This is a genomic window from Microbacterium sp. Beta (genome assembly GCF_005502545.1).
Taxonomy (GTDB): domain Bacteria; phylum Actinomycetota; class Actinomycetes; order Actinomycetales; family Microbacteriaceae; genus Microbacterium; species Microbacterium oxydans.
In genome coordinates this window covers 18,440-40,344 of record NZ_SCOG01000018.1, presented here as the reverse complement: position 1 = coordinate 40,344, position 21,905 = coordinate 18,440, and the positions used below count along the sequence as shown (strand labels likewise).

Annotated in this window: 25 protein-coding genes; 12 read left to right on the top strand and 13 right to left on the bottom strand. The window is 70.5% G+C overall.

Going from position 1 to position 21,905, the window contains the following annotated elements:
• The first annotated feature begins 16 nt into the window (after positions 1–16).
• The 3 genes from FFS56_RS15270 to FFS56_RS15260 all read left to right on the top strand — a co-directional run bounded on the left by FFS56_RS15270 (position 17) and on the right by FFS56_RS15260 (position 2,111).
• Positions 17–850, top strand: coding sequence for an EI24 domain-containing protein (locus FFS56_RS15270; protein WP_127012622.1), 834 nt, complete (start codon positions 17–19; stop codon positions 848–850).
• Complete coding sequence (locus tag FFS56_RS15265) at positions 850–1,623, top strand: DNA-formamidopyrimidine glycosylase family protein (RefSeq protein ID WP_046747755.1); 774 nt, start codon at positions 850–852, stop codon at positions 1,621–1,623. Before FFS56_RS15270 ends, FFS56_RS15265 begins: the two co-directional genes overlap by 1 nt.
• An 80-nt stretch (positions 1,624–1,703) precedes the next feature.
• A complete protein-coding gene (locus FFS56_RS15260) occupies positions 1,704–2,111 on the top strand; it encodes a DapH/DapD/GlmU-related protein (RefSeq protein WP_017829277.1) in 408 nt (135 codons plus the stop codon).
• A gap of 23 nt (positions 2,112–2,134) precedes the next feature.
• On the opposite strand, the gene FFS56_RS15255 is transcribed toward FFS56_RS15260, so the two are convergent.
• Together FFS56_RS15255 and FFS56_RS15250 are read right to left on the bottom strand one after the other, a co-directional pair.
• A complete protein-coding gene (locus FFS56_RS15255; protein ID WP_046747754.1) occupies positions 2,135–2,794 on the bottom strand; it encodes a response regulator transcription factor in 660 nt (219 codons plus the stop codon).
• Positions 2,787–4,031, bottom strand: coding sequence for an ATP-binding protein (locus FFS56_RS15250; RefSeq protein WP_046747753.1), 1,245 nt, complete (start codon positions 4,029–4,031; stop codon positions 2,787–2,789). Before FFS56_RS15250 ends, FFS56_RS15255 begins: the two co-directional genes overlap by 8 nt.
• A 114-nt stretch (positions 4,032–4,145) precedes the next feature.
• Between FFS56_RS15250 and FFS56_RS15245 the strand changes: the two genes are divergently transcribed.
• From FFS56_RS15245 to FFS56_RS15230, 4 genes are read left to right on the top strand one after another with little or no spacing between them, the layout of a single operon-like run.
• Positions 4,146–5,735 (top strand): PspC domain-containing protein, encoded by a 1,590-nt coding sequence (locus tag FFS56_RS15245; RefSeq protein ID WP_164734116.1) that lies wholly within the window; start codon positions 4,146–4,148, stop codon positions 5,733–5,735.
• A complete protein-coding gene (locus tag FFS56_RS15240; protein ID WP_046747751.1) occupies positions 5,735–6,046 on the top strand; it encodes a hypothetical protein in 312 nt (103 codons plus the stop codon). Before FFS56_RS15245 ends, FFS56_RS15240 begins: the two co-directional genes overlap by 1 nt.
• A 10-nt stretch (positions 6,047–6,056) precedes the next feature.
• Positions 6,057–6,797, top strand: a complete 741-nt coding sequence (locus FFS56_RS15235) for a substrate-binding domain-containing protein (RefSeq protein WP_127012624.1) — start codon at positions 6,057–6,059, stop codon at positions 6,795–6,797.
• Between the two features lie 40 nt (positions 6,798–6,837).
• Complete coding sequence (locus FFS56_RS15230; protein ID WP_127012625.1) at positions 6,838–7,554, top strand: GMP synthase; 717 nt, start codon at positions 6,838–6,840, stop codon at positions 7,552–7,554.
• Between the two features lies 1 nt (position 7,555).
• Here the strand turns inward: FFS56_RS15230 and FFS56_RS15225 are convergent, their stop codons facing one another.
• Both FFS56_RS15225 and FFS56_RS15220 read right to left on the bottom strand, forming a co-directional pair.
• Positions 7,556–8,026 carry a glutaminase gene (locus FFS56_RS15225; RefSeq protein WP_127012626.1) on the bottom strand — a complete coding sequence of 157 codons (471 nt, stop codon included), beginning with the start codon at positions 8,024–8,026 and terminating at the stop codon, positions 7,556–7,558.
• On the bottom strand, positions 8,023–9,237 hold the full coding sequence (locus FFS56_RS15220; RefSeq protein WP_046747747.1) for a cation:proton antiporter: 1,215 nt from the start codon (positions 9,235–9,237) through the stop codon (positions 8,023–8,025). The genes FFS56_RS15225 and FFS56_RS15220 overlap by 4 nt, the downstream gene beginning before the upstream one ends.
• Before the next feature lie 116 nt (positions 9,238–9,353).
• On the opposite strand from FFS56_RS15220, the gene purU reads away from it, so the two are divergent.
• On the top strand, positions 9,354–10,205 hold the full coding sequence (gene purU, locus FFS56_RS15215) for a formyltetrahydrofolate deformylase (protein ID WP_046747746.1): 852 nt from the start codon (positions 9,354–9,356) through the stop codon (positions 10,203–10,205).
• Between the two features lie 136 nt (positions 10,206–10,341).
• Here purU and FFS56_RS15210 read toward each other — a convergent pair whose 3' ends face one another.
• The gene (locus tag FFS56_RS15210; RefSeq protein ID WP_127012627.1) at positions 10,342–11,388 is read right to left on the bottom strand and encodes a DUF561 domain-containing protein; all 1,047 of its coding nucleotides are present in this window, start codon (positions 11,386–11,388) and stop codon (positions 10,342–10,344) included.
• A gap of 145 nt (positions 11,389–11,533) precedes the next feature.
• Here FFS56_RS15210 and FFS56_RS15205 point away from each other — a divergent pair, with 145 nt between their 5' ends.
• Both FFS56_RS15205 and yidC read left to right on the top strand, forming a co-directional pair.
• The gene (locus FFS56_RS15205) at positions 11,534–11,806 is read left to right on the top strand and encodes a DUF6412 domain-containing protein (protein WP_046747744.1); all 273 of its coding nucleotides are present in this window, start codon (positions 11,534–11,536) and stop codon (positions 11,804–11,806) included.
• Positions 11,807–11,872: 66 nt separating this feature from the next.
• Positions 11,873–12,652, top strand: coding sequence for a membrane protein insertase YidC (gene yidC / locus FFS56_RS15200; protein ID WP_127012628.1), 780 nt, complete (start codon positions 11,873–11,875; stop codon positions 12,650–12,652).
• Here the strand turns inward: yidC and FFS56_RS15195 are convergent.
• From FFS56_RS15195 to FFS56_RS15185, 3 genes are all read right to left on the bottom strand, one after another.
• Positions 12,624–13,541 (bottom strand): DMT family transporter, encoded by a 918-nt coding sequence (locus tag FFS56_RS15195; RefSeq protein WP_127012629.1) that lies wholly within the window; start codon positions 13,539–13,541, stop codon positions 12,624–12,626. The genes yidC and FFS56_RS15195 overlap by 29 nt on opposite strands.
• A 135-nt stretch (positions 13,542–13,676) precedes the next feature.
• Positions 13,677–14,561, bottom strand: coding sequence for an SDR family oxidoreductase (locus FFS56_RS15190; protein ID WP_127012630.1), 885 nt, complete (start codon positions 14,559–14,561; stop codon positions 13,677–13,679).
• A gap of 111 nt (positions 14,562–14,672) precedes the next feature.
• Positions 14,673–15,020 carry a hypothetical protein gene (locus FFS56_RS15185; protein ID WP_046747740.1) on the bottom strand — a complete coding sequence of 116 codons (348 nt, stop codon included), beginning with the start codon at positions 15,018–15,020 and terminating at the stop codon, positions 14,673–14,675.
• A 186-nt stretch (positions 15,021–15,206) separates the two neighbouring features.
• On the opposite strand from FFS56_RS15185, the gene FFS56_RS15180 reads away from it, so the two are divergent.
• A complete protein-coding gene (locus FFS56_RS15180) occupies positions 15,207–15,686 on the top strand; it encodes a hypothetical protein (protein ID WP_127012631.1) in 480 nt (159 codons plus the stop codon).
• A gap of 25 nt (positions 15,687–15,711) precedes the next feature.
• A complete protein-coding gene (locus FFS56_RS15175) occupies positions 15,712–16,263 on the top strand; it encodes a CinA family protein (protein WP_127012632.1) in 552 nt (183 codons plus the stop codon).
• Between the two features lie 69 nt (positions 16,264–16,332).
• Here FFS56_RS15175 and FFS56_RS15170 read toward each other — a convergent pair whose 3' ends face one another.
• Genes FFS56_RS15170 through phnC form a run of 5 tightly spaced genes read right to left on the bottom strand, consistent with a single transcriptional unit; the run spans position 16,333 to position 21,854 of the window.
• Positions 16,333–17,421 carry an alcohol dehydrogenase catalytic domain-containing protein gene (locus FFS56_RS15170; RefSeq protein WP_052748693.1) on the bottom strand — a complete coding sequence of 363 codons (1,089 nt, stop codon included), beginning with the start codon at positions 17,419–17,421 and terminating at the stop codon, positions 16,333–16,335.
• 11 nt (positions 17,422–17,432) lie between these two features.
• On the bottom strand, positions 17,433–18,140 hold the full coding sequence (locus FFS56_RS15165; protein WP_127012633.1) for a phosphonatase-like hydrolase: 708 nt from the start codon (positions 18,138–18,140) through the stop codon (positions 17,433–17,435).
• Positions 18,137–19,276, bottom strand: a complete 1,140-nt coding sequence (locus FFS56_RS15160; RefSeq protein ID WP_127012634.1) for a TIGR03364 family FAD-dependent oxidoreductase — start codon at positions 19,274–19,276, stop codon at positions 18,137–18,139. The genes FFS56_RS15165 and FFS56_RS15160 overlap by 4 nt, the downstream gene beginning before the upstream one ends.
• A complete protein-coding gene (gene phnE / locus FFS56_RS15155) occupies positions 19,273–21,027 on the bottom strand; it encodes a phosphonate ABC transporter, permease protein PhnE (protein ID WP_127012635.1) in 1,755 nt (584 codons plus the stop codon). Before phnE ends, FFS56_RS15160 begins: the two co-directional genes overlap by 4 nt.
• The gene (phnC, locus tag FFS56_RS15150) at positions 21,024–21,854 is read right to left on the bottom strand and encodes a phosphonate ABC transporter ATP-binding protein (protein ID WP_046747735.1); all 831 of its coding nucleotides are present in this window, start codon (positions 21,852–21,854) and stop codon (positions 21,024–21,026) included. The genes phnE and phnC overlap by 4 nt, the downstream gene beginning before the upstream one ends.
• Positions 21,855–21,905: the final 51 nt, after the last annotated feature.

The following is a 21,905-nucleotide window of genomic DNA, read 5'->3' as shown; positions in this document are numbered from 1 at the left end:
GCCTACGCTGGAAGCCATGATCCGCGAGTTCGCCACCGGTATCCGCACACTGCTGCGCGGCTTCGGGCTGTGGCGCACCCGGCCGGGACTCATGCTGCTCGGACTGGTCCCCGCGGTCATCGCATTGCTCCTGCTCGCTGCCGCGCTCGTACCGCTGATCATCGGTCTGCCGTCGGTCTCCATGTGGCTGACGCCGTTCGCCGAGGGGTGGCTCGAACCGTGGCGCGGCCTGCTGCGGTCTGCGGTGAGCTTCGTGATCGTCGCGGCCGCGCTCGCCCTGGCCAGCGTGGTCTTCAGCGCCCTCACCCTGACCATCGGCGATCCGTTCTACCAGCGCATCTGGCACGCGGTCGAGGCCGACCTCGGCGACGCGCCCCCGGCCGACGGCGGCAGCTTCTGGACCACTCTCGGCGAGGGACTCCGCCTGGTTCTGCTCGGCATCCTGATCGCGATCGTCGTGCTCCTCATCGGTCTGATCCCTGCCGTCGGCGGGTTCTTCGGCCCCATCGCCGGAGTCGTCCTGACCGGTCGACTGCTGGCCCGAGAGCTCACAGGTCGAGCCTTCGATGCCCGCGATCTCAGCCCCGCCCAGCGCGCTACCCTGTTCTCGGGCAGCCGGGCGCGGGTTCTCGGCTTCGGAGTGGCGACACAGCTCTGCTTCCTGATCCCTGGCGGAGCCGTCGCGATCATGCCGGCCGCCGTGGCCGGAAGCACGATGCTCGCGCGAGACATGCTCGCGCGAGCCGGATTCGCCACGTCCCCCACCACGCTGCCCACCACACCGCCCGTCGCGCCGCCCACCGCGTCGCCGCGCACCCCGCCGCCGCCCACTCCCATCGGCGCCCCCTGATGCCCGAGGGCGACACCGTCTTCCGCACGGCACGACGACTCGACGAAGCTCTGGCCGGCGCGGAGGTCACCCGATTCGACCTGCGCGTGCCCCGATTCGCCACGCTCGACCTGACCGGCCAGCCGGTGCATGCCGTGATCCCCCGCGGCAAGCATCTGCTCATGCGCATCGGCGACAGCACACTGCATTCGCATCTGCGTATGGACGGCGCGTGGTTCACCTATCGCCCCGGCGAGAAGTGGCGGCATCCGGCGTTCAAGGTGCGTGCGGTCGTCGGTACGCCGCGGGGCGAAGCCGTGGGCGTCGACATCGCCGAGATCGAGGTCGTCCCCACCCGTGACGAGGATCAGCTCGTCGGTTACCTCGGACCTGATCCGCTCGCCGACGACTGGGATGCGGCAGAGGCAGTCCGACGTCTCGAGGCCGACGCCCGCAGCATCCACGTCGCCCTCCTCGATCAGCGCAACGTCGCGGGATTCGGCAACGAGTACGCCGCAGAACTCCTGTTCCTCCGAGGAATCCTGCCGACCAGACCGACGCCGGAGGTCGATGTCGCCGCCCTCCTCGACCTCGGTGTGCGCACGATCCGCGCCAACCGGGACCGCCGTCACCGCACCTTCACCGGCGTCGATCGGCCCGGCCAGGGCACCTGGGTGTACGGCCGCGCCGGACGTCCGTGCCGACGCTGCGGCACCTTGATCCGGCGGGGCGAGCAGGGCGCCGATCCGACCCGCGAACGCATCACCTTCTGGTGCCCCTCCTGTCAGCACTGACCACATCCATCCGCGGGAATGAATCCGCCCCTGTCGTGGTTGTTGATATATCCGGAGAACTCCGGAGCACGGGAGGAATCGTGGGCAAGAACTACGTCGACATCGAGAACGACCAGGGCGCGACGCTGCGGTATCGCAAGCACGCGAACGGCCGGGGTCTCGTCGCGCATGGCGCGAAGGTGCACCCGAAGGCACACATCGAGGCGGGTGCCTATATCGAACCGGGGGCGCGCGTCGGTGCCGGCGCGACCATCGCCCGCGGTGCCTGGATCGACGAAGACGCCGTGATCGGCGAGGGCGCGTTCGTGGACGCGCACGCGCACGTCGGCCATGGCGCGGCGATCGGCGACCACGCCTACGTGGGCGTCCGCACCGATATCGGTGCCGGAGCGCGCATCGTCCGCGGTGCCAGGATCGGCGACGACGAGACGGTCGCGGCCGGACTCACCATCGCGACGGATCAGAAAGGTCTGTGGCTCGCGGCCTGAGCGACCTCACCCGAGCGGTGCGCTCACAACAGCCGCCGCTCGGAGGCCCATGCCGTGAGTTCGTGTCGTGAGGAGAGCTGAAGCTTGCGCAGCACCGACGACACATGCGTCTCGACCGTCTTGATCGAGATGAACAGCTCCGACGCGACCTCTTTGTACGCGTAGCCCCGAGCGATCAGGCGCATGACCTCCTGCTCGCGTGCCGAGAGCCGGTCGAGTTCGTCGGTCGCTGTCGCGGTCTCGCCGGCGACCGCCCCGAAGGCGTCGAGCACGAAGCCGGCAAGCCTCGGCGAGAAGACCGCATCGCCCTCGGCCACGGCCCGCACCGCGCTGCTGACCTCGACGCCGGATGAGCCCTTCGTGATGTAGCCCCGCGCGCCGGCGCGGATCACCCGCACCACGTCGGCCGCGGCGTCGGACACGCTCAACGCGAGGAAGCGGGCATCGGTCGGAGACGACCCGCGGATCACCGCCTCACCTCCGGCCGCGTCCTCGCCGGCGCCGCCCGGGAGATGCACGTCGAGGAGAACGACATCCGGTCGCGTCTCGCCGATCACCGCGATCGCCGACGGCACATCTGCCGCTTCGCCCACCACATCGACGCTCGCATCGAGGTCTGCGCGCAGGCCGGAGCGGAAGATCGAGTGATCGTCGACGATCACGACACGGATGATCTCAGCCATGGTGCTCCTCCCGAGCCGTCGCACGCGGTACCGGCCGCTCCTGGTTGGACGGTGTCATGATGCGCAGATGCACCTCTGTGCCGCTCTCATCGCTGCGAACCCCTCCACTGCCACCCGCACGGCGCATCCGTCCGATGATCGACTCGCGCACGCCCAACCGATCGCTGGGCACCTCATCGAGCTGGAATCCCGGGCCCCGATCGCGGATGAACACATCGACGCCTGACACGCTTCCCTCGATGTACACCGAGATCTCGCCTCCTGCGTGGCGGGCCGCGTTCAGGATCGCCTCCCTGGCGGCGGCGGCGAGCTCTCCGCTCGCCCGCTCTGTCGACAGGCCGGCGGAGACCACGTCGATGCGCACCGGGTAGTCGAGCTCCAACGCTCCGGCATAGTCGCGCAGGTCGGTCGGAAGATCACTGTCGGCCGGAGCATCGCCGTCGTACAACCAGGCACGCAGCTCGCGCTCCTGCGCCCTGGCGAGGCGCGCAGCTTCGCTGGAAGCTCCCGCCCTGTTCTGGATCAGCGCCAGTGTCTGCAGCACCGAATCGTGCAGGTGGGCGGCCATCTGGCTGCGCTGCTCCTCGCGGATGCGGCGCACCCGCTCACCGGACAGCTCGCGCCATCGGGGTATCAACGACGAGGACACCACGGCCGCGAGCCCGACCAGCGGGAGCAGCACCAGCGCCACGCCCGAACGGGCCACCGGCCAGGACAGCAGGATCGTGAACAGCAGGGCCAGCAGGACGATCGAGAGGATCCGGATGCTCAGCGTGTGCCGTGGCCCCCGTGCGGTGTCGGTGCTGTCGATCAGCGTCGCCCAGAGCCCGGCGCCGGTCGCGAAGACCACCGTTCCGCCGACGACGACCGCCGCGACATCGGGAGGGATCGACCCGGTCAGCCAGTCGCTGCCGCCGCGCCACACCAGCACGACGAGGACCCCCACGGCCGCGGGAGCCAGCAGCAGCCACGCCACGGGCATCCGTCTGGTCGGTGCGTCCTCACCCTCCGCCCACGGCGTGAACATCCAGCACCAGGCGTAGAGCAGCACCCCTGCACCGCCGCACAGCGCGAGGGCGATGAACAGAGCGCGCACCATCCACGGCCGTGCGCCCAGGTGGCGTGCGAGTCCGGCACTGACGCCGGCGACCAGGCAGTCGCGATCGCGGGTCAGCGACGGGCGCGGTGGAGCGGCGACGCGCGGAGGTCGCGCGGGAGCGTGCGCCGAAGAGGACATGTCGCCATCCAATCATCCGCGCCGATGCTCCGGGGGCTCCCCCGGCGAGAATCAGGGGTCGCTCAGGGGTTCCCCCCATGGCACAGCGCCCCGCGCCACCGCCAGGATCGAAGCATGACGATTCCGACTGCGCCTCCGCCCCCTGCCGATCCAGACGCTCCGGCCGTCGGCGGTCCCGGCACGGGCACCCTGCGCGGCGCCGACCGCTTCCTGCTCTGGGTCGCCGGTCTCGGCGTCGCCCGCTCCGAGGGCTGGCTGGGTGGCGTCGCCGCCGGTATCGCCGCACGCCTGCGGATCGACCCGCTCATCGTGCGAGGGGTGCTGGTGGTGGCCGCGCTCTTCGGACTGCCGGTGATCTTCCTGTACGCCGCCGCGTGGGCGCTGCTGCCCGACATCGATGGACGGGTGCACCTGCGCGACCTGCTGCGTCGCGACTACCAGCCCGTGCAGTGGGGCATCCTGGCGATGGCCGTCATCGGGCTGTTCCCGACCGCTCCGCTCGCTGGCCGCCTGTTCGGGCTCGGTTACGGCGACTGGTCGGCCCTCTCCCTCCTCAGCTGGATCGTCGGGCTCGTGCTCGTCGCCGGCCTGCTCTTCCTGATCGTGCGTGCTGCCAGCCGCACCCCGGGCGCTTCCGCGTCTGATCTGCCGACGGCTTCCGCAGATCAGACGGCCCCGGCCGCGTCCGCCCCCCTCGCCGGTTCGGGTACCACCGAGGGGGCGGACGCCACTCTCTCCGCCGCCGCGGAATCCGACGCCGGCATCGCAGCAGAGCCGATGTCACCGGATCCCGCACTCGGCGCGATCCCGCCGGCACCGCCGGCCCCTCTGCCGCCCGGTTCGCAGGATCCCGCAGCCCTCGAAGCCTGGCGCGCCCAGCATGCCGCGTGGAAGGAACAGGATCAGGCGTGGCGGCGCCAGCAGCAGGACGTCGAGCGCGCCGCCCGCGACCAGCTGCGCCGTGAGCGCCAGGCCGAGGCCGCCGTGTTCGCCGCCGAAGCCACCGAACGCCGTCGCATCCGCCGGGAGTCGAACCCGCGCGCCGGATTCGCGTTCGTGGCGACGATGGTGGGGCTCGCGATCATCACCGGTGCTGCCGTGGGACTGGCGACCGGCGCAGCCCAGCTCGGCGGAGCTCTCGGCCTCCTCGCCGCAGCCCTGATCCTCGCGCTCGGGATGATCGTCGCCGGGGCGTTCCGTCGGCGCAGCGGTTTCCTGGCCTTCGTGACGGTCATCACCCTCGTCGGCGGACTCGTGGCCGGGGCGTTCTCCACGCTGCAGGGCCTGACCTTCGGATGGGCCTCGATCACCAACAGCCGCGAGCAGCACATCCGTCAGCCGTTCGGCGACCTCTCCGTCACCCTCTATCAGCACGACGGCGCGCCGCGACCGATCGTGATCGAGAAGTCCTCCGGGGGGACGTACATCTATGTCGATCCCGGCGTCGAGCTGCAGCTCCGAGCGACGGTGGACACGGCATCCGTGACCTGGACCCGCGTGGAAGGCGACTCGGGAACGATCGTCGACTCCGGCACGTGGCTCGGCACGCGTGACGGAGACGAGCGCGCAGGAGAGGAGGCGGTGATCGTGCAGAGCATCTCGGCCGACACCGCCTCCCCGACGACCATCCAACCGATCACCCTCGATCAGAACAGCGGTGACATCTCCATCACCGTCGCCGAGCCCGCGAAGGAAGACCAGTGATGAGCGTTCCGTCGATCACCGAGACCACCGCCGTGCCCCGCACCCGCTGGGCGGCCATCATCTGGGGGCTCCTGTTCGCCGCGATCTCGACGACAGCCCTCTGGATGCTGGCAGACGCCGACCGCCGCGATGCAGCCGCCGACGCCCTGCTGGCCCTCACCCCGACGGCCGCCGTCGCGGTCGCGCTCCTGACCGTCGGCGTGCTGCTCCTGGTCGGCGGAGCCGCCGGACTCGTCCGTCGCGCGCAGCGGAAGCTCTCCACCACGAGCCCTGCTGCGCCGACGGAGGTGCCGGGCACTCCCGCCGAGTAGCCTTGACCGCATGGCGAACCAGGGAAGACGCCCCGCGAAGGGCACAGGCCGCGGAACACCGGTACGCCGAAGCAAGGCAGCACCCGCGGAGCGGTATCCCCCGCAGAAGCCGAAGAAGCCCACCTCCAAGGTCGTCTTCGATGCCCCGCAGCCCGAACCGGAAGCGCCGCGCACCTTCCGCCTCGGCGCTGTGCCCGGCGCGACCCCCGGCAAGTGGATCGACGCCTGGAAGCAGCGGATGCCGCGTGTGCCGCTCGAGCTCGTGACGATCGACCCGGCCGCCCAGCGCGATGCACTCGACCGCGTCGATGCGGCGCTCCTTCGTCTGCCCCTCACCGACGAGTCGCTGCACATCATCCCCCTGTACGACGAAGTCCCGGTCGTCGTCGCAGCGGTCGATTCGCATCTGATGGCCGCGGAGCAGCTCACCGCGGCCGACCTCGAAGGCGAGGTCGTGATCGCGCTGACCGACGATGTCCTGGGTTCTCCCGTGTTCCCGGGGACTGTCCAGGCGACCTTCGATCCCCTTCCCACCGACGAGGCGATCGCGACGGCGGCATCCGGCGTCGGCATCGTCGTCGTCCCGATGTCTCTCGCGCGTCTGCACCATCGCAAGGACGCCGATCACCGCGTCCTCGCGCACGGACCGACCTCGACCGTCGCGCTGGTGTGGCCGCGGGAGCGCACCACGGCCGACGTCGAGACGTTCGTGGGCATCGTCCGCGGTCGCACGGCGAACTCCTCGCGGTGACCGCGTCTGCTCGGCCACGCGCGCTCGTTAGAATCTCCTGATGGCCTCGCTTCTCTACGTCTGCGTGCGACCCGAGACCGGGGCGGCGGATGCCGAGCATGCCTCCTTCCGTCGGGCGCTGGGCGTCGACGTGGTCGACCGGCTCGATCTGCTGCACGGGGCGTTGCCGATGGAACGCCTGCGGGGATATCGCGGCATCGTCGTCGGGGGCTCGCCGTTCAACGTCTCCGATGCGGTGAAGTCCGCCGAGCAGCTTCGTGTCGAGGCCGACCTCCGCACGCTGGCCGACGCGGCGATGGCCGCCGAGGTCGCGGTGTTCTTCACCTGCTTCAGCATCGGTGTCGTCACCCGCATGCTCGGCGGCGAGGTGGTGACCGACACTCCGGAGCCCGCGAGCGCCACGGTCATCGAGACCACGCAGGCGGGCGCGGCCGATCCGGTGTTCGGACCCAGCGGCTCCGCTCTGACGGTCTTCACGGCCCATAAGGAGAGCGCGGCGGCGACCCCGCCCGGCGCCGTGCTGCTGGCCACGAACGAGGCCTGCCCCGTGCAGGCGTACCGCGTGGGCACGCATCTCTACGCCGCTCAGTTCCACCCAGAGCCCACGCCTCGCGACTTCGCCGACCGGATGACGTTCTACCGCACCACCGGCTACTTCGACCCCGACGAGTTCGACGCCGTGCAGCAGCAGGTTCTCGCAGCCTCGGTCACCGAGGGGGCGGCCCTGCTGCGACGCTTCGCCGAGACCTTCGCCTGAATCAGCTCGACGCCGAGTCGCGGAGCAGCGGTACGCGCTCGCGCAGGTATGCCTCCAACGGCATGAATCCTCCCGCGGTGCTCCAGCGCACGGAGGGCACGCCGTCGACCTGAGCGAGCGGACCGGATGAACCTCCGGCGTCCACGGCGTCGACGTCGACGACGCTCCATCCCACGTGCACGACATCGCCCTCGTCGAAGCCGCCGCGCAGCGCCTCGGCCCTGCGCTCCGCCCGCTCCCTGGCCGACTCGGCCGTGTAGCCGCGACGCCCCGGGTCCGCCGCGCGCAGGACCTCGGCCGTCGCCAGCGCATGTGTCTCGGTCAGCAGCAGCACACCCAGGTGCCACGCCTCACCGACCCTGACGATGCGACGCCCGCGCCAGCGGGAATCGCGCTGTTCACCGAGCCCTTCCTTCGGAGCGCCCTTCAGGTTGTGCACGGCCTGTGTCAGCAGCGCGGATGCGGTGGTCACAGCTCTCCCTGTCGTGTCTTGTCGGCCAGTCGCGGGCCCACGACCTCCGCGCGGTCGCCGCGGAGCGTCATCCCGATCAGGGGATACAGCAGCACGGACAGCATTCCGGCTCCGACGAGCGCCGCAGCCGTGCCGGTGTCGAGCATCTTCTGATCCACACCGATGGCGGTGACAGCCACGATGATCGGCAGGCCCGTCGCGGCGAGCAGTCCGAGGGCCGCGCGGTCGCGCACGCTCATCCCCGCCGGCGCCGAGAGCTGCGCCGCGGATCCGCGGATCACGAGCAGAGCGATCAGGAAGATGGGCACCAGCCCCAACGCCGTCGGCGAAGACAGCAATGCCTGCAGATCGAACGTGACCCCGGTGTAGAGGAAGAAGATCGGCACGAGGAAACCGAAGGCGATCGCCTCGATCTTGCTCTCGACCTCTTCCGCGTCCTTCTTCGGTGCACGCGCCATGATGATGCGCCAGACCGCCCCGGCCACGAAAGCCCCGAGCAGCATGTCGAGATCGAGCATGACGCTCAGCCCGACGAGAGCGGCGATGAGCAGGATCACGAAGCGCACGCCGAACTGATCCGAGGTGTGCAGTGTCGCCCGCACGATGCCGTGCAGCCGCCCGTGCGGGACGCGGTGCGCCAGCAGCACCGCGAGCCCGGCGAGCACCACGAAGGTCAGCAGCACGGCCGTGGCGATCGGCGTGGTCCGCGTGCTGAGGAAGATCGAGATCGCGATCAACGGGAGGAACTCGCCCACCGCGCCGATCGCGCTGATGGCACGACCGAAGGGGGTGTCGAGCTCGCGGGCATCGCGCAGGATCGGCATCAGGGTGCCCAGCGCCGTGGAGCTGAGCGCGATGCCGACCACCACCATCCCCTCTCCCGGCGCGAAGAAGAAGCCCAGACCTATGCCCAGGAGCACGCTGAGCAGCCAGCCCAGAGAGGCGCGTGCGAGCGGCTTGCCCGCCACCATCTTGAAGTCGATCTCGGTTCCGGCGACGAAGAACAGCAGCGCGAGGCCGAAATCGCTGAGCTTCTCCAGCAGCGGTCCCGGTTCGACCCAGCCGAAGACAGCGGGACCGACGAGGATGCCGAGCACGAGCTCGAACACCACGATGGGCACCCGGACCACCGGTCGCACGCCGCGTGCGAGAAGCGGCGCCGCCACGGCGAGCAGCGGGATCAGCACGAGGCCGAGGTCACTCGCATTCATGCTCTCAGGGTAGGTGAGAGCGGTGCAGTGCGCAGGCAGTGCAGCGGGTGATCTTTCGCGATTCGCCCGCTCGGCGCATCCACGGCAGAATCGATGCACACCCTCGAGGAGCCCCCATGTCTCAGCCCGATACCGCCCGCCTGCTCATCGCCTGCGACGACCAGCCCGGCATCGTCGCCGCCGTCGCCGGCGTGCTCGCTCATCACGGCGCGAACATCATCTCGCTCGATCAGCACTCGACCGACTCCGAGGGCGGACGCTTCTTCCAGCGCACGGTCATCCACCTCGACGGTCTGGCAGCGGCGCGCCCGGCACTCGAAGCCGACATCGCGGCCGTCGCCGAGCGCTTCGGCATGGAGTGGTCGCTGCACGACGTGGCCCGCCGCAAGCGCGTCGCGATCTTCGTCTCGAAGTACGATCACTGCCTCATGGAGCTGCTGTGGCGTACGCAGCGCGGACAGCTCGACATCGACATCACCATGGTCGTGTCCAACCACCCCGACCTGGCCGAGGCCGTCCGCTCATTCGGTGTGCCGTTCGTGCACATCCCCTCCGGCGACAAGGCCGCCATGGAGGATCGTCAGCTCGAACTGCTGCGCGGGAACGTCGACCTCGTCGTGCTCGCCCGCTACATGCAGATCCTCTCCGACGACTTCATCACGCGCCTCGAAGCTCCGGTCATCAACATCCACCACTCGTTCCTGCCCGCGTTCATCGGAGCGAACCCGTACGCTCGCGCCAAGGACCGTGGCGTCAAGCTGATCGGCGCGACCGCGCACTACGCGACGGCCGATCTTGACGAGGGACCGATCATCGAACAGGACGTCACGCGCGTCACCCACTCCGAGTCGGCCGCCGAGCTGCAGAGTCGCGGTGCCGACGTCGAGCGCCTCGTGCTCGCCCGCGCCGTGCAGTGGCACGCCGAGGATCGCGTGATCGTGCACGGCAAATCCACCGTGATCCTCTAGCCCGGTCGTTCCCGGGTGGACGCGGGTCAGTCGCGGTCGCTCAGGATATCGACCGCGAGCCCGTGGGAGGCCGCTGACAGGCGTCGGTCATTCGTCCACAGCGCGGAGCAGCCCGCGATCCGGGCCGCAGCGAGGGTCACGGTGTCGCCGGGAGCCCTGCCATCAGCTCGGCGAAGACCTCGGCAGCCGTGCCATGACGCACCAGCGGCGCGGCCTGCCCCATCCACAGCGACTGCAGCGCGCCCAGGTTCTGCTCCCCCGCCGCGGTGCGGAAGCGCCCTGTCAGCCAGTTCTGCATCGGGAACGGCGCGATCGTGCCGCTCGCCTCGATCGCCCGCACCACACGGTTGCGGGCGCCGCGAGCCAGGCGTCCGCTCATCGCACGTGTGAGCACGGTCTCGTCGGCGGCGGTGGATCGGATCGCGTCGCGGTGCGCTTCGTTCGCGGCCGACTCCGCGGTGGCGAGGAACGCCGTCCCCACCTGCACTCCCGCCGCGCCCAGGGCCAACGCCGCCGCCACCCCGCGACGATCGGAGACACCTCCTGCCGCGATCACGGGCACCCCGACCGCGTCGACCATCTGAGGCACCAGCGCGAACGTCCCGACCAGCGACTCCTCCGCTGAACGCAGGAATGCGACCCGATGACCCGCGGCCTCGGCGCCGCTCGCGACCACGGCGTCCACGCCCGCTGCGTCGAGCGCGACGGCCTCAGCCACCGCGGTCGCCGTGCCGACGACGAGGATGCCGCGGCGATGCGCCTCCTCGATCAGGTCGTCCGACGGCACGCCGAACACCACGCTGAGCACGGCGGGCTCGATCTCCCAGACGGCCTCGAGCTGTTCGTCCAGGGTCGGGGCGTACCGCTCCGGCCGCGCGGGGACGTCCACGCCCACGGCTTCGTAGAACGGCTGCAGGGCCTGCGCGAACACGGTGTGCTGCGGGTTCGGCTCGACCTCGTCTCCCATCGGAAGCCAGACGTTCACCGCATAGGGCCGGTCGGTCAGGGCACGCAGCTCGGCCCCGGTCGCACGGATGCGATCGCCGTCGTAACCGTAGAGTCCGAACGACCCCAGTCCACCCGCGTTGCTGACCGCGGCGGTGAGCGCGGTCGAGGAGAGCCCGCCGAACGGGCCGAGAACGATCGGATGCTCGATCCCGAGCAGGGTGCGAAGGTCACTCATGCTTCGACGTTACGCCCGCGGGCGACCCCGAGGCCGCGTTCGAATCGCGCAACTGGTCGTATCCGACGCCCGGAGGGAACCAGTCGCGCGATTCGAACGTCACCCGGACCCCGGTGATACCCTCGTCGCAGGAAGGGGTGCGCACATGAGCGAGTGGTTCGGGCAGATGCTGAGCTTCGTCGCGACCGCGATCGGCCTCGTGTCGATGCCCGACGCAACGGCCCTCGGCCTCGCGATCGCGCTGCTCGCCGTGACCGCCCTCACGCTCGCCATCGTGCTGAGCGTGCACCCCGAGGCCACAGCCGACGCCCCGCATCCGCTGCGGGCCATCGACGTCGGCACCCTCCTCACGCAGAGTGACCCCGATGCCGCCGGGCACCCGCGCCCTCGGGCGCCGGGAGTCGCGACCGCCGCGTAGTCCGTTCGCACGACGGGACAGCGCGGCCTTCGCCGACCCTTCCCGACGCCACGAACGGACACTCTCTTGGACATCTTCGCTTTCCCTCCTCTCGCCGCCATCCTCGACGCCGCCTACGGCGCCATGACCGGGCTCTCCGACCTCCTCACCCCTCTCGCCGGCGCCGCGGCCGCAGCACTCGCCGTGGTGCTCGTCACCCTGCTGGTGCGGGCGCTGCTCATCCCGGTGGGCATATCCCAGGCCAAGGCCGAACAGACCAGGGCGCGTCTCGCCCCGAAGCTGCGTGAGCTGCAGCGCCGCCACAAGAAGAACCCCGAGCGCCTGCAGAAGGAGACGTTGGCGCTCTACAAGGCCGAGAACACGTCGCCGTTCGCGGGGATGCTCCCGGTGCTGGCGCAGGCCCCCGTCGTCGGCATCCTGTACACGCTGTTCCTCCGTCCCGAGATCGCCGGTCATCCGAACGAACTGCTCGCGCACGACCTGTTCGGCGCCCCGCTGGGGACGAGCCTGGTCTCCGCGCTCTTCGGCGGCACGGCGACGCCCGCCACGTTCCTGGTGTTCGGAGTGCTGCTGGCGGTCATGGTCGCGGTCGCCGAAGTCACCCGCCGCGTGTTCCGTCCCACTCCGGTCGAGGGTGACGACTCCCCGTTGAACTCGCCCACGATGCTGCGCCTCGTCTCGGCGACGCACTACCTCACAGCGGTCTTCGCCGCATTCGTGCCCCTCGCCGCTGCGCTCTACCTCACCGTCACGGTGGTGTGGACGCTCGTCCAGCGCGTCATCCTGCGTCGGCGCTTCCCGCTGCCGACTCCGACGGTCAATCGGGCAGCGGTATCGGCGCGGTGAAGGGACCGGAGGGGCCGCCGTCGCGACGGTCCCTCCGCACGCCGAGCGTGGTGCCGACGCTCGCGGCGATCACGAGAGCGATGGCGAGCATGCGCAACGGCGTCGCATCCTGACCGAGGATGAGCCAGCCGGCGAGGGTGGCGAACGCCGGCTCCAGGCTCAGCAGCACCCCGAAGACGCGCTGCGGAAGCCGCCGCAGCGCCGCGAGCTCGAAGCTGTACGGGATGACCGACGACAGCACCGCGGTGATCGCCGCGAGCAGCAGGAGCTGCGGGTCCATCGCCACGGTCGACACAGCGGGAACGCCGACCGGGATCAGCAGCACGGCCGCGACCACGAGGCCCATCGCCAGGCCGCTGCTGCCGGGGATGAGGGCGCCGACGCGGGCGCTCATCCGGATGTACATGGCCCAGAATCCGGCGGCGATGAGGATGAACACGACCCCGAGCGGATCGAGCGGCTCGGCCCCGATCAGCCCGTCGATGCCGAGGACGACCATGCCCAGCAGGGCGATGCCGACCCAGGCGAAATCTCTGAGCTTCCGGGTGAGCACGGCGGCGAGGACGAGCGGTCCGAGGAACTCGATCGCGACGGCGGGCCCCAGCGGGATGCGATCGATCGCGGCGTAGAAGAAGCCGTTCATCGCCGCCAGCGAGACACCGAAGAGCACGGCGGCAAGCCACTGCGCGCGGGTCCACTTCCCTGGTCGCGGCCGCACGATGACGACGAGCAGCACCGCGGCGATCGCCACGCGCAGCGAGGTCACCCCCCACGGTCCGAGCACCGGGAAGAGCTGGGCCGCGACAGCAGCGCCGAAGGGAAGCGAGAGGCAGGAGCCGATGACGAGCACGACCCCCACGAGGGGACCGGACGCGGTGGGCTTCTGCACCAGACAAGCTTAGGCGGCTGCCCCTGCTTCAGCCCGGCGTCGAGACCCACCGTCCCTGTCGAGACCCACCGTCGAATGCGCGACGGCGCGTGGGTGTCGACGAAGACGATGGGTCTCGACGGGTGCTCGTAGGGGTCAGAGGTGTTTGCCGCCCGTGACCGCGATGACCGATCCCGAGGTGTAGGAGGACTCGTCCGATGCCAGGTACACATATGCCCCGGCGAGTTCCGCGGGTTGCCCTGCCCGCCCGAGCGGGGTGTCGGCACCGAAGGTCGCCAGGCGCTCGGCGTCCCAGCCCGTCGCGGGGATCAGCGGTGTCCAGATCGGGCCGGGGGCCACGGCGTTCACTCGGATGCCCTTGGGCCCTGCCTCCTCGGCGAGCGCCTTCACGAACGCCACCTGTGCCGCCTTGGTCATGGCGTAGTCGATCAGACCGGGCGAGGGGTTGTAGGCCTGCACCGACGCGGTCACGATGATGCTCGCACCGGGTTCGAGGTCGGGATAGGCCGCACGTGCCGAGAACAGCATTCCGGCCAGGTTCGTGTCGAAGACCCGGCGCATCCGCTCCGTCTCCAGCGACGCGAAACCGTCGATGTCGTGCTGGTAGCCGGCGTTGAGCACGAGCACGTCGAGTCCACCCAGCTCGCTCCGGGTCTTCGCGACGATGTCGGTCGCGAACCCCTCGTCGCGCAGATCGCCCGCGAATCCCACTCCGATCCGGCCGGCCTCGCGGACCAGGGCGAGGGTGTCCTCCGCGTCGGCCTGTTCCTCGGGCATGTGCGCGATGGCGACGTCCGCGCCCTCTCGGGCGAAGGCGATCGCGACGGCGCGGCCGATGCCTGAGTCCCCGCCCGTGATCAGAGCACGGCGTCCTCCCAGGCGACCGTGGCCTGCGTAGGTCTGCTCCCCGTGGTCGGGCTCCGGCCGGGTCCGCTCCGTCAGCCCCGGCTGATCCTGGTGCTGCGCGGGGAAGCCCTCCTCGCGATGCGCGTGCCGGGGGTCGGTGGTGTCGTCTGTCATGGCGATCCTCCTCATCTCGTGGAACGTGTCGTCGTATGAGCGACTCTCCCCGACGGCCGTGCTTCCGTCAGGGGGGTTGACAGGTCCGCCCTGTGCGAGGGGTCGAGAGGATCAGACGGGCGGGGTCACCGGGACTTCCTCGGTGCCCGGCTCGGTTCCCGATTCCGCGGGCTCGGGAACGAGGTAGAGCCCGCTCGGAGCGTTCGCCGTGAAGGCGAGTGCCTCGATCCACGCGCGGTTGACGGAGGGCTGCCTGCTGCCGAAGTACTTGAAGACCAGCGCGCTGCCGGGCTGGATCCAGACGGTGGTGCGCCCACCGCCCACGCTGGTGTCTTCTCGCCAGCTGAACGGGAAGGGCTCACCGCGACGCAGCTTGGCGGTGATGACGAGCTGCAGATGCGTGAGCGCCCGGTCCTCGATCTCGGTCTTCACGCTGCCTTCATAGACGAACTTTCCCATGCAGTGCTCCTCGGTCGTGGTGGTGGGGACGACGGTTGCGACCCATTGTTCCCCAAACAGCCGACGGCCACACAGTCCCTCGGCGGGTGGATCCGATGCCGGGTCGCCACAGCGAAGTCAACCCCCTCGGCGAGATCTGGAGGGGCGCATAGCCTCATTCCACTCGACCCCGAGGAGGGCACTGCCATGAACGACCGACACATCGATGACCGCCCGGACGAGGGCAACACCCCGGGCACGACGCACGCGTCGTGGGGCGCGGGAAACCCCCGTCTGCGCATCACCAGGGACGACGAGCGCACCGAGTTCGCGCTCGAAGACGATGTCGTCCGCGTCGGCTCGGCCGAGGGCAACGAACTGCGCCTCGCCGACACCGACCCGGTGCACGCCACGATCACGCACGACGACCGCGACGAGTACGTGCTGACCCTGCACGGCGAGGGCGAGACGAACGCGAGCCTCGGCGTGGACGCGACGCACGTGGATGAGAACTCCGAGACCCTGCGCACGGGCGCGCACTTCACCGCGGGTCCGTGGACCCTGGTGTTCGCCCGCGACGAGTTCGCCGATCACGGACGCCCCTACGGCGGCCGCTCGGGCGGAGAGTACTCGGACCAGCCGCTGCAGCCCCCTCGTCCGGACTACGACGAGAGCGAAGAGCGATGACGCTCGAGAAGGGACGCTCCGCACGGTGACCGCTCTCGACGCTCTCGACTCGGACACGCAGAGCCACATCGCACGGTTGAGCGAACTCGCCGCGGAGCGGGAGCTCCGCATCGGAGTGGCCGAGTCGCTGACCTCGGGCATGCTCGCGGAGACGATCGGTGCCGGCGACGGTGCCTCCGGCTGGTTCGCCGGGGGCATCGTGGCCTACTCCACCGACGTCAAGGAGCGCGTGCTGGGACTGACGCCGGGAACGGATCCGTGCTCTGCCGCCTGCGCGGAGCAGCTCGCCGCCGGTGCACGGACCCTGTTCGATGTCGACCTTGCGGTCTCGACCACCGGTGTGGGCGGCCCGGAACCCCAGGGCGGGCACGCGGCGGGAACCGTCTATCTGGGCTGGGCCACGGCCGATGGCGACGTGGGCCACCGTCGACTGGCACTGGTCGGCGACCCGGAAGAGGTGCTCGCGTCGACCGTCGGTGCGGCCGTCGGCCTGCTGGCGTTCCACGCCGAGGGGCTGCGACCGCTGGGTCCGCGGCGCGGTCAGGAGAACGACGGCGAAGAGCGTCGTCCGCGCTGACCACGGCATCGCCACGAGTCGCGCATCGTCACAGGCCGCAGCACCCCCGTCGGCGCGTTGGCCGCAGCTTCACTGGCCGGGCAGGAGCCCGATCCGCAGCGGCGCCTGTGGGGTGGTCGCCTCGCGCAGCGCCGCATCGATCTCGGAGAGCGGCCGCACCGCGCCAACGGCATCGGCGAACGGATAGGCCCTCCCCCGGCCCGCGAGGAACGCCACCGCTTCAGCCAGCTCTGCGCCCGTGTAGTTGTGGATGCCCGCGACGGTGACGAGCCGGCGCACGATGCTCTCGGCGTCGAACGGAACCGGGTCAGCGGGGAACACGCTCCCGACCAGCACGACCGTCCCCCCGACCGCCACGCCGGCGAGTGCTTCCTGCACGGCATGCCCCGACGCCTCGATCACGACATCAGGATCCCGGTCGAGACGCGTCGCTCCGAACCGTGCGGCCAGACCCTGCCTGTCGACGTTCGGGTCCCGCACCTCCACGGTCGCCCCCTGTTCGGCGGCGATGGCTGCGGCGGACAGCCCCACGAGACCCGCGCCGTGGATCCGCACGGAGGCCCCGTCGAGGTCGTGGTCCTTCGCCGCTCGAGCGACCGCCGCCCACGCGGTGGCCGTGGCGCACGAGGCGGGCGCGAGCACCGCGGCGGGGAGCGCCTCGGGCACCCTGACGATGGCCGTCCCCTCCCTCAGCTGCACGTGACTCGCGAACGCTCCGGTGAGGTCGCCGTGCGCGCCGACGCGATCGTGCCCGTACTTCCCCAGATCACGGCATTTCTGCGGCAGCCCCCGCAGGCAGCGATCGCAGCTCGCGCAGGATACGGTCACCGACCACACCACCCGATCGCCGATCCGCAGCGGAGTGCCGTCCACGGTGCGCGCGCCGGCGTCGCCGATGGCGATCACCCGTCCGACGCTCTCGTGTCCGAGCACCAGGGGCGTCGGAGCGGATCGTCGTCCCCGCACCGTGTGCACGTCGGATCCGCAGATCGTCGACATCTCGACCGCCACGAGCGCGTCCCCGTCCGCGAGAGCCACTCCCGGTACCGCGATCGTCTCGTGCGGGTGGCCTTCGCCGACCCAGACCATCGCGGTGGCCGCCGGGCGCAGCGCGACGTCTCGGCGGTGGCCGGGCGGACGGATCAGCAGCGTTCCCATGGCGCGATCCCTCAGGAGGTGGCGACGAGCGGCAGCAGCTCGCGCTGGACGAGCACATCCCGCAACGCGCTCACATCGCTCAGCACGGCATCGGCTCCGGCGGCGCTCAGCGCCGGACGATCGTGGGCGCCGGTGAGCACGCCCGCGACGAATCCGGCGCCGGCTCGACGACCCGACTCGACATCGCTGACGGTGTCGCCGACGACCGCGATCGACTGGACGGATGACGCCTGCGTGCGCAGCAGGGCCGCCAGCACGAGGTCGGGCGCCGGGCGTCCGCGTCCGGCGTCGATCGGCGACAGCGCGAGGTCGACGAGGTATCGCCAGCCGAGTCCGTCGATCAGGGCGTCTCGGGTCACCGGGGCGAAGCCGGTGGTGAGCACGACCTTCAGCCCGGCGTCCTTCAACCCCTGGATCGCATCGGCGGCACCGGGGATCTCGGAGACGCCCTGCTCGGCGACGATCTCGGCGTACGCGCCCTCGAACGCGGCAGTGGCACGTGCCGCGGCCTCTGCGTCGCCGCCGGAGAGGTGCGTGAAGACGTCGATCTTCGACTGCCCCATGGTCACGCGCACGTAGTCGAGCGCCTCGTCCCACGGCATCCGGTCGGCGACGCCGGTGCGCTCGGCGGCGCGCTGGAAGGCCTGCTCCACGACGCCGTCGTCGAGCACCGTGGTCCCCGCCATATCGAGGACGGCGAGTTCGAGAGGAGTGGTCATGATGTTCCTTCCATTGCTGCCGTCCACCCGAAGGCGGCGGCGAGGTTCTCTTCGGCGAGTCCGAGGCCCGTGGTCATCCCGATGCCGGTCGTCGCGGCGAGCACCAGCACACCGTCGTCGCCCCGGTCGATCAGGAACTCCTGCGGGCCCTTCGCGTACACGCCCTGCCAGCGCTCGATCACCCGCGGTGCGGGTGCGTCGAACAGCGCCTCGGCCTCGTCGAGGAACGCGGTGAATGCGGCCTCGGGCTGGAACGGCGCCGGGGAGAGCGCCGTGGCGTGCGAGTCCCCGATGATGAGCGTGCCGTCGGGGAGCTGCGTGTACATCTGGTTGAGGTCGATCGCTGCGAGATCGGGCCGCTCGGTGTGCAGACGCTCGCGCACCGCACGGGCCTCCGGTCCGTCCGCGAAGCGGCCGTAGCGCACGAGCGACCAGCCGGTGAGCAGGGGGGCCGCGAGCGGACGCGGGAACGACACGGCCGCCCGCATCATGTCGAGCGCGCACCGCACGACCCCGTGCCTTTCGGCGACCTCCGGGAGCAGCTGGTCGATGTCGTGATTCACGGCGACGACGACGCTCCCGCAGGCGATCGGCCCCCGAGTCGTGTCCACCCGCCCGGCCCCCACAGCGGTGACCGCGGTGCGGAAGCGGAATTCGACACCGAGGGCGACCAGGTGGCGCACGATCGCGTCCGCCGCGGTGCGCGGATCCGTCTGCAGGTCGGTCTCGATGTGCGCGCCGCCGACGAGTCCCTCGGCGCGGAGCGGGGCCGACCGCAGGAGTTCCGAGGCTTCGAGCATGCGGATGCCTCCCTCACGGGATGCCGCCTCCAGCACGGCGAGCTCGTCGTCGTGTCTGGCGGCGACCAGCGTGCCCGACTCTCGCAGCCAGAATCCCGCATCCCGCGAGAGGCGCAGCCACAGGTCGCGCGCGAGATCGGCGTAGCGCCGCGCCTCGCCACCCTGCGCGCCGATGCAGAGGTGTCCGAAGTTGCGGATCGTCGCACCGACCGGCCCATCCGTGCGGTCGACGACGATCGCCCGCAGCCCACGCCGGACCGCCGCGTACGCCGCACCGAGGCCGACGATGCCGGAGCCGACGACGACCACATCCGCCGTGTCGAGAGCGCGATTCATCGGAACACCTTCCGCATCCACATGGCGAGACCTTCGACCACGAGCACCGTGGCGAGGATCATCAGCACGATGGCCGTCACGGTCTCGTAGCGGGACCCCTGGCTGGCGTTGAGCAGGTAGTAGCCGACCCCGCCACCGCCGACGATGCCGAGGATCGTCGCCGCACGGATGTTCGTGTCGAGCATGTAGAAGCTGTGCCCGATGAGCGCCTGCATGCCCTGCGGCACGGTCGCCGAGGTGTAGGTCTGCAGACGTGTCGCGCCGACCGCCCGCAGCGCGCGCTCCGGTCCGCGGTCCACCTCTTCGAACGAGTCGGCGATGAGCTTGCCGAGCAGTCCGATGCCGCCGATCGCGAGCGCGATGACGCCGGCCTGCGCCCCGAGACCCGTGATGACCACGAGCACGATCGCGAGGATCAGCTCCGGGATGCCGCGGATGCCCACGAGCAGGAGCCGTGCGGTCCCCCGAGCTCCCGAGCTCGGAGCGACGTTGCGGGCCGCGAGCGAGCCGAGCAGCAGTGACGGGAGCAGGGTGAGCACGGTCGCGGCGAGAGCGATCGCGACGGTCTCGCGCATGGCCTGGAACATGGCACTCGCGTCGTAGTTGCCGAACGAGGGCGGCCAGAACTTCGCCGCGACCTCTGGCAGCTTGGCCCAGAATGTGATGAGGTCCATCCAGTTGATCTGGCTGACCAGCACGCTTCCGATCACCACGAGCACGGCGACGACGCCGGCGATGGTGTGCCGGATGCGCTGCGCGGTCCAGGGGCGACGCACGGCGGTCTCCGGGCTGGCCGCCCAGGCGGGGCGCTCGACCTGGGTGGATGCGTGCGCACCGAGGCGCGGATGCAGGATCCGGTCGATCCAGGAGCGGGTGTGCTTCTGTTCGCCGAGCATCGCTCCGCGGACCATGCTCGAGACGATCTCCATCGCGACGCACAGGATGAAGATCACCAGTGCGATGCCGAGGCCCTTGCCGTAATTGAGCGACTTGAACGCGTAGGACATCTCGAGGCCGAGGCCGGCGACGCCGACGTAGCCGAGCACGACACTGCCGCGCAGGTTGATGTCGTTGCGGTGCAGCACGGTGGCCACCCAGCTGGGCAGTACCTGCGGCAGGATGCCCGACGTGAACTCCTGCATCTTCGACCCGCCCGCTGCGCGGATGGCGAGACGCGGTCCTTCGTCGATCTGCTCGATCGCATCGGCGAACATCTTCGAGATCATGCCGATCGAGTGGATGGCGATGGCGAGGATGCCGGGAAGCGTGCCGAGAGAGAACATCAGCACGAACGCCATCGCGAGGACGACGTCGGGCAGGGCGCGGGTGAGGACGCCGATGAAGCGCGCGGCCGCGCGCCACCCGTTGCCTGGCGTGGTGTTGGCGGCGGCGAGGTACGCGATCGGCACCGAGAGCACGGCGGCGAGCAGCGTGCCCACGAGCACGAGGCCCACCGTGAGGGCGATCAGCCAGGCGAGGTCTGCGGGGGCCGGGAAGGTGAGGCCGCCGACGCGGGCCATGAAGTTCTCGGCGTTGCCCCGGCTCTGCACCATCGCCGGGATCGAGATGTCGACGTCGCGGACGGCGAGGATGCCGAGCACCACGAGCGCGACCAGGGTGAGCGATGCCGCGATCCGCTCGGGCGAGATCGGGCGCTTCGGAGCGCGCTCGGCGACCGTCTGCCCGCCGCCCCGAGGCACCGGCCCACCGCCGCGTGTGGCTGCATCCGTCGCGGAGTCGAGGGCCGTCATGATGCGGCCACCTGCGCAGCCGCCTCCACGAGCTCCTCGGCCACGGCACGGATCTCGGCGGTCGTGGTGGCGACGCGCCCGTAGATCTCCATGACCTCGGACTTGGTGAGGTCACCGGTCGGGGTGTCGAGCACCACTTCGCCGTGGCGCAGACCCACGATGCGGTCGGCCCAGGAGATCGCGAGGTCGACCTGATGCAGGCTGCACACGACCGTGAGTCCCTCGTCGGCGGCGATCTCGCGGATCAGGGCCATGACCTGTTCGCTCGACTCAGGGTCGAGTGAGGCGACCGGCTCGTCGGCCAACAGGATCGCCGGCTTCTGCATGAGTGCCCTGGCTATGGCCACGCGCTGCTGCTGTCCGCCGGAGAGGGTGTCGCTGCGCTGGTAGGCGCGATCGAGGAGGCCGACGCGGTCGAGGTGTTCGAGGGCGGTGAGCTTCGAGGCCCGCGAGTATCCCCAGAGGCCGAGGCGCGGGCCGCGCACGCCCGACAGCGATCCGGTGAGCACGTTCTCGAGCACGGTGAGAGAGGGAACCAGCTCGAACTGCTGGAAGATGAACCCCACACGGCTGCGGAGGTCGCGCAGTGCCCTTCCCTTCAGCGACGGGACCTGGGCGCCCAGCACCTCAACGGAGCCCGCGGTGGGGATCTCGAGGCCGTCGAGGTGACGCAGCAGAGTCGACTTGCCCGAGCCGGAGAGGCCGAGGAGCACGACGATCTCTCCGCGGGACACCTCGAGCGAGGCATCCTTCAGCGCGGTGGTCGTCCCGAAGGTCTTCGTCACGCCGTCGAGGCGGATGAGGGCGTCGGATGCCGAGGCGGTCATGTCGTAGCTCCTGTGTTGTCGTGAGTCGTGCGGTGGTGCCCTCCGTCTCGT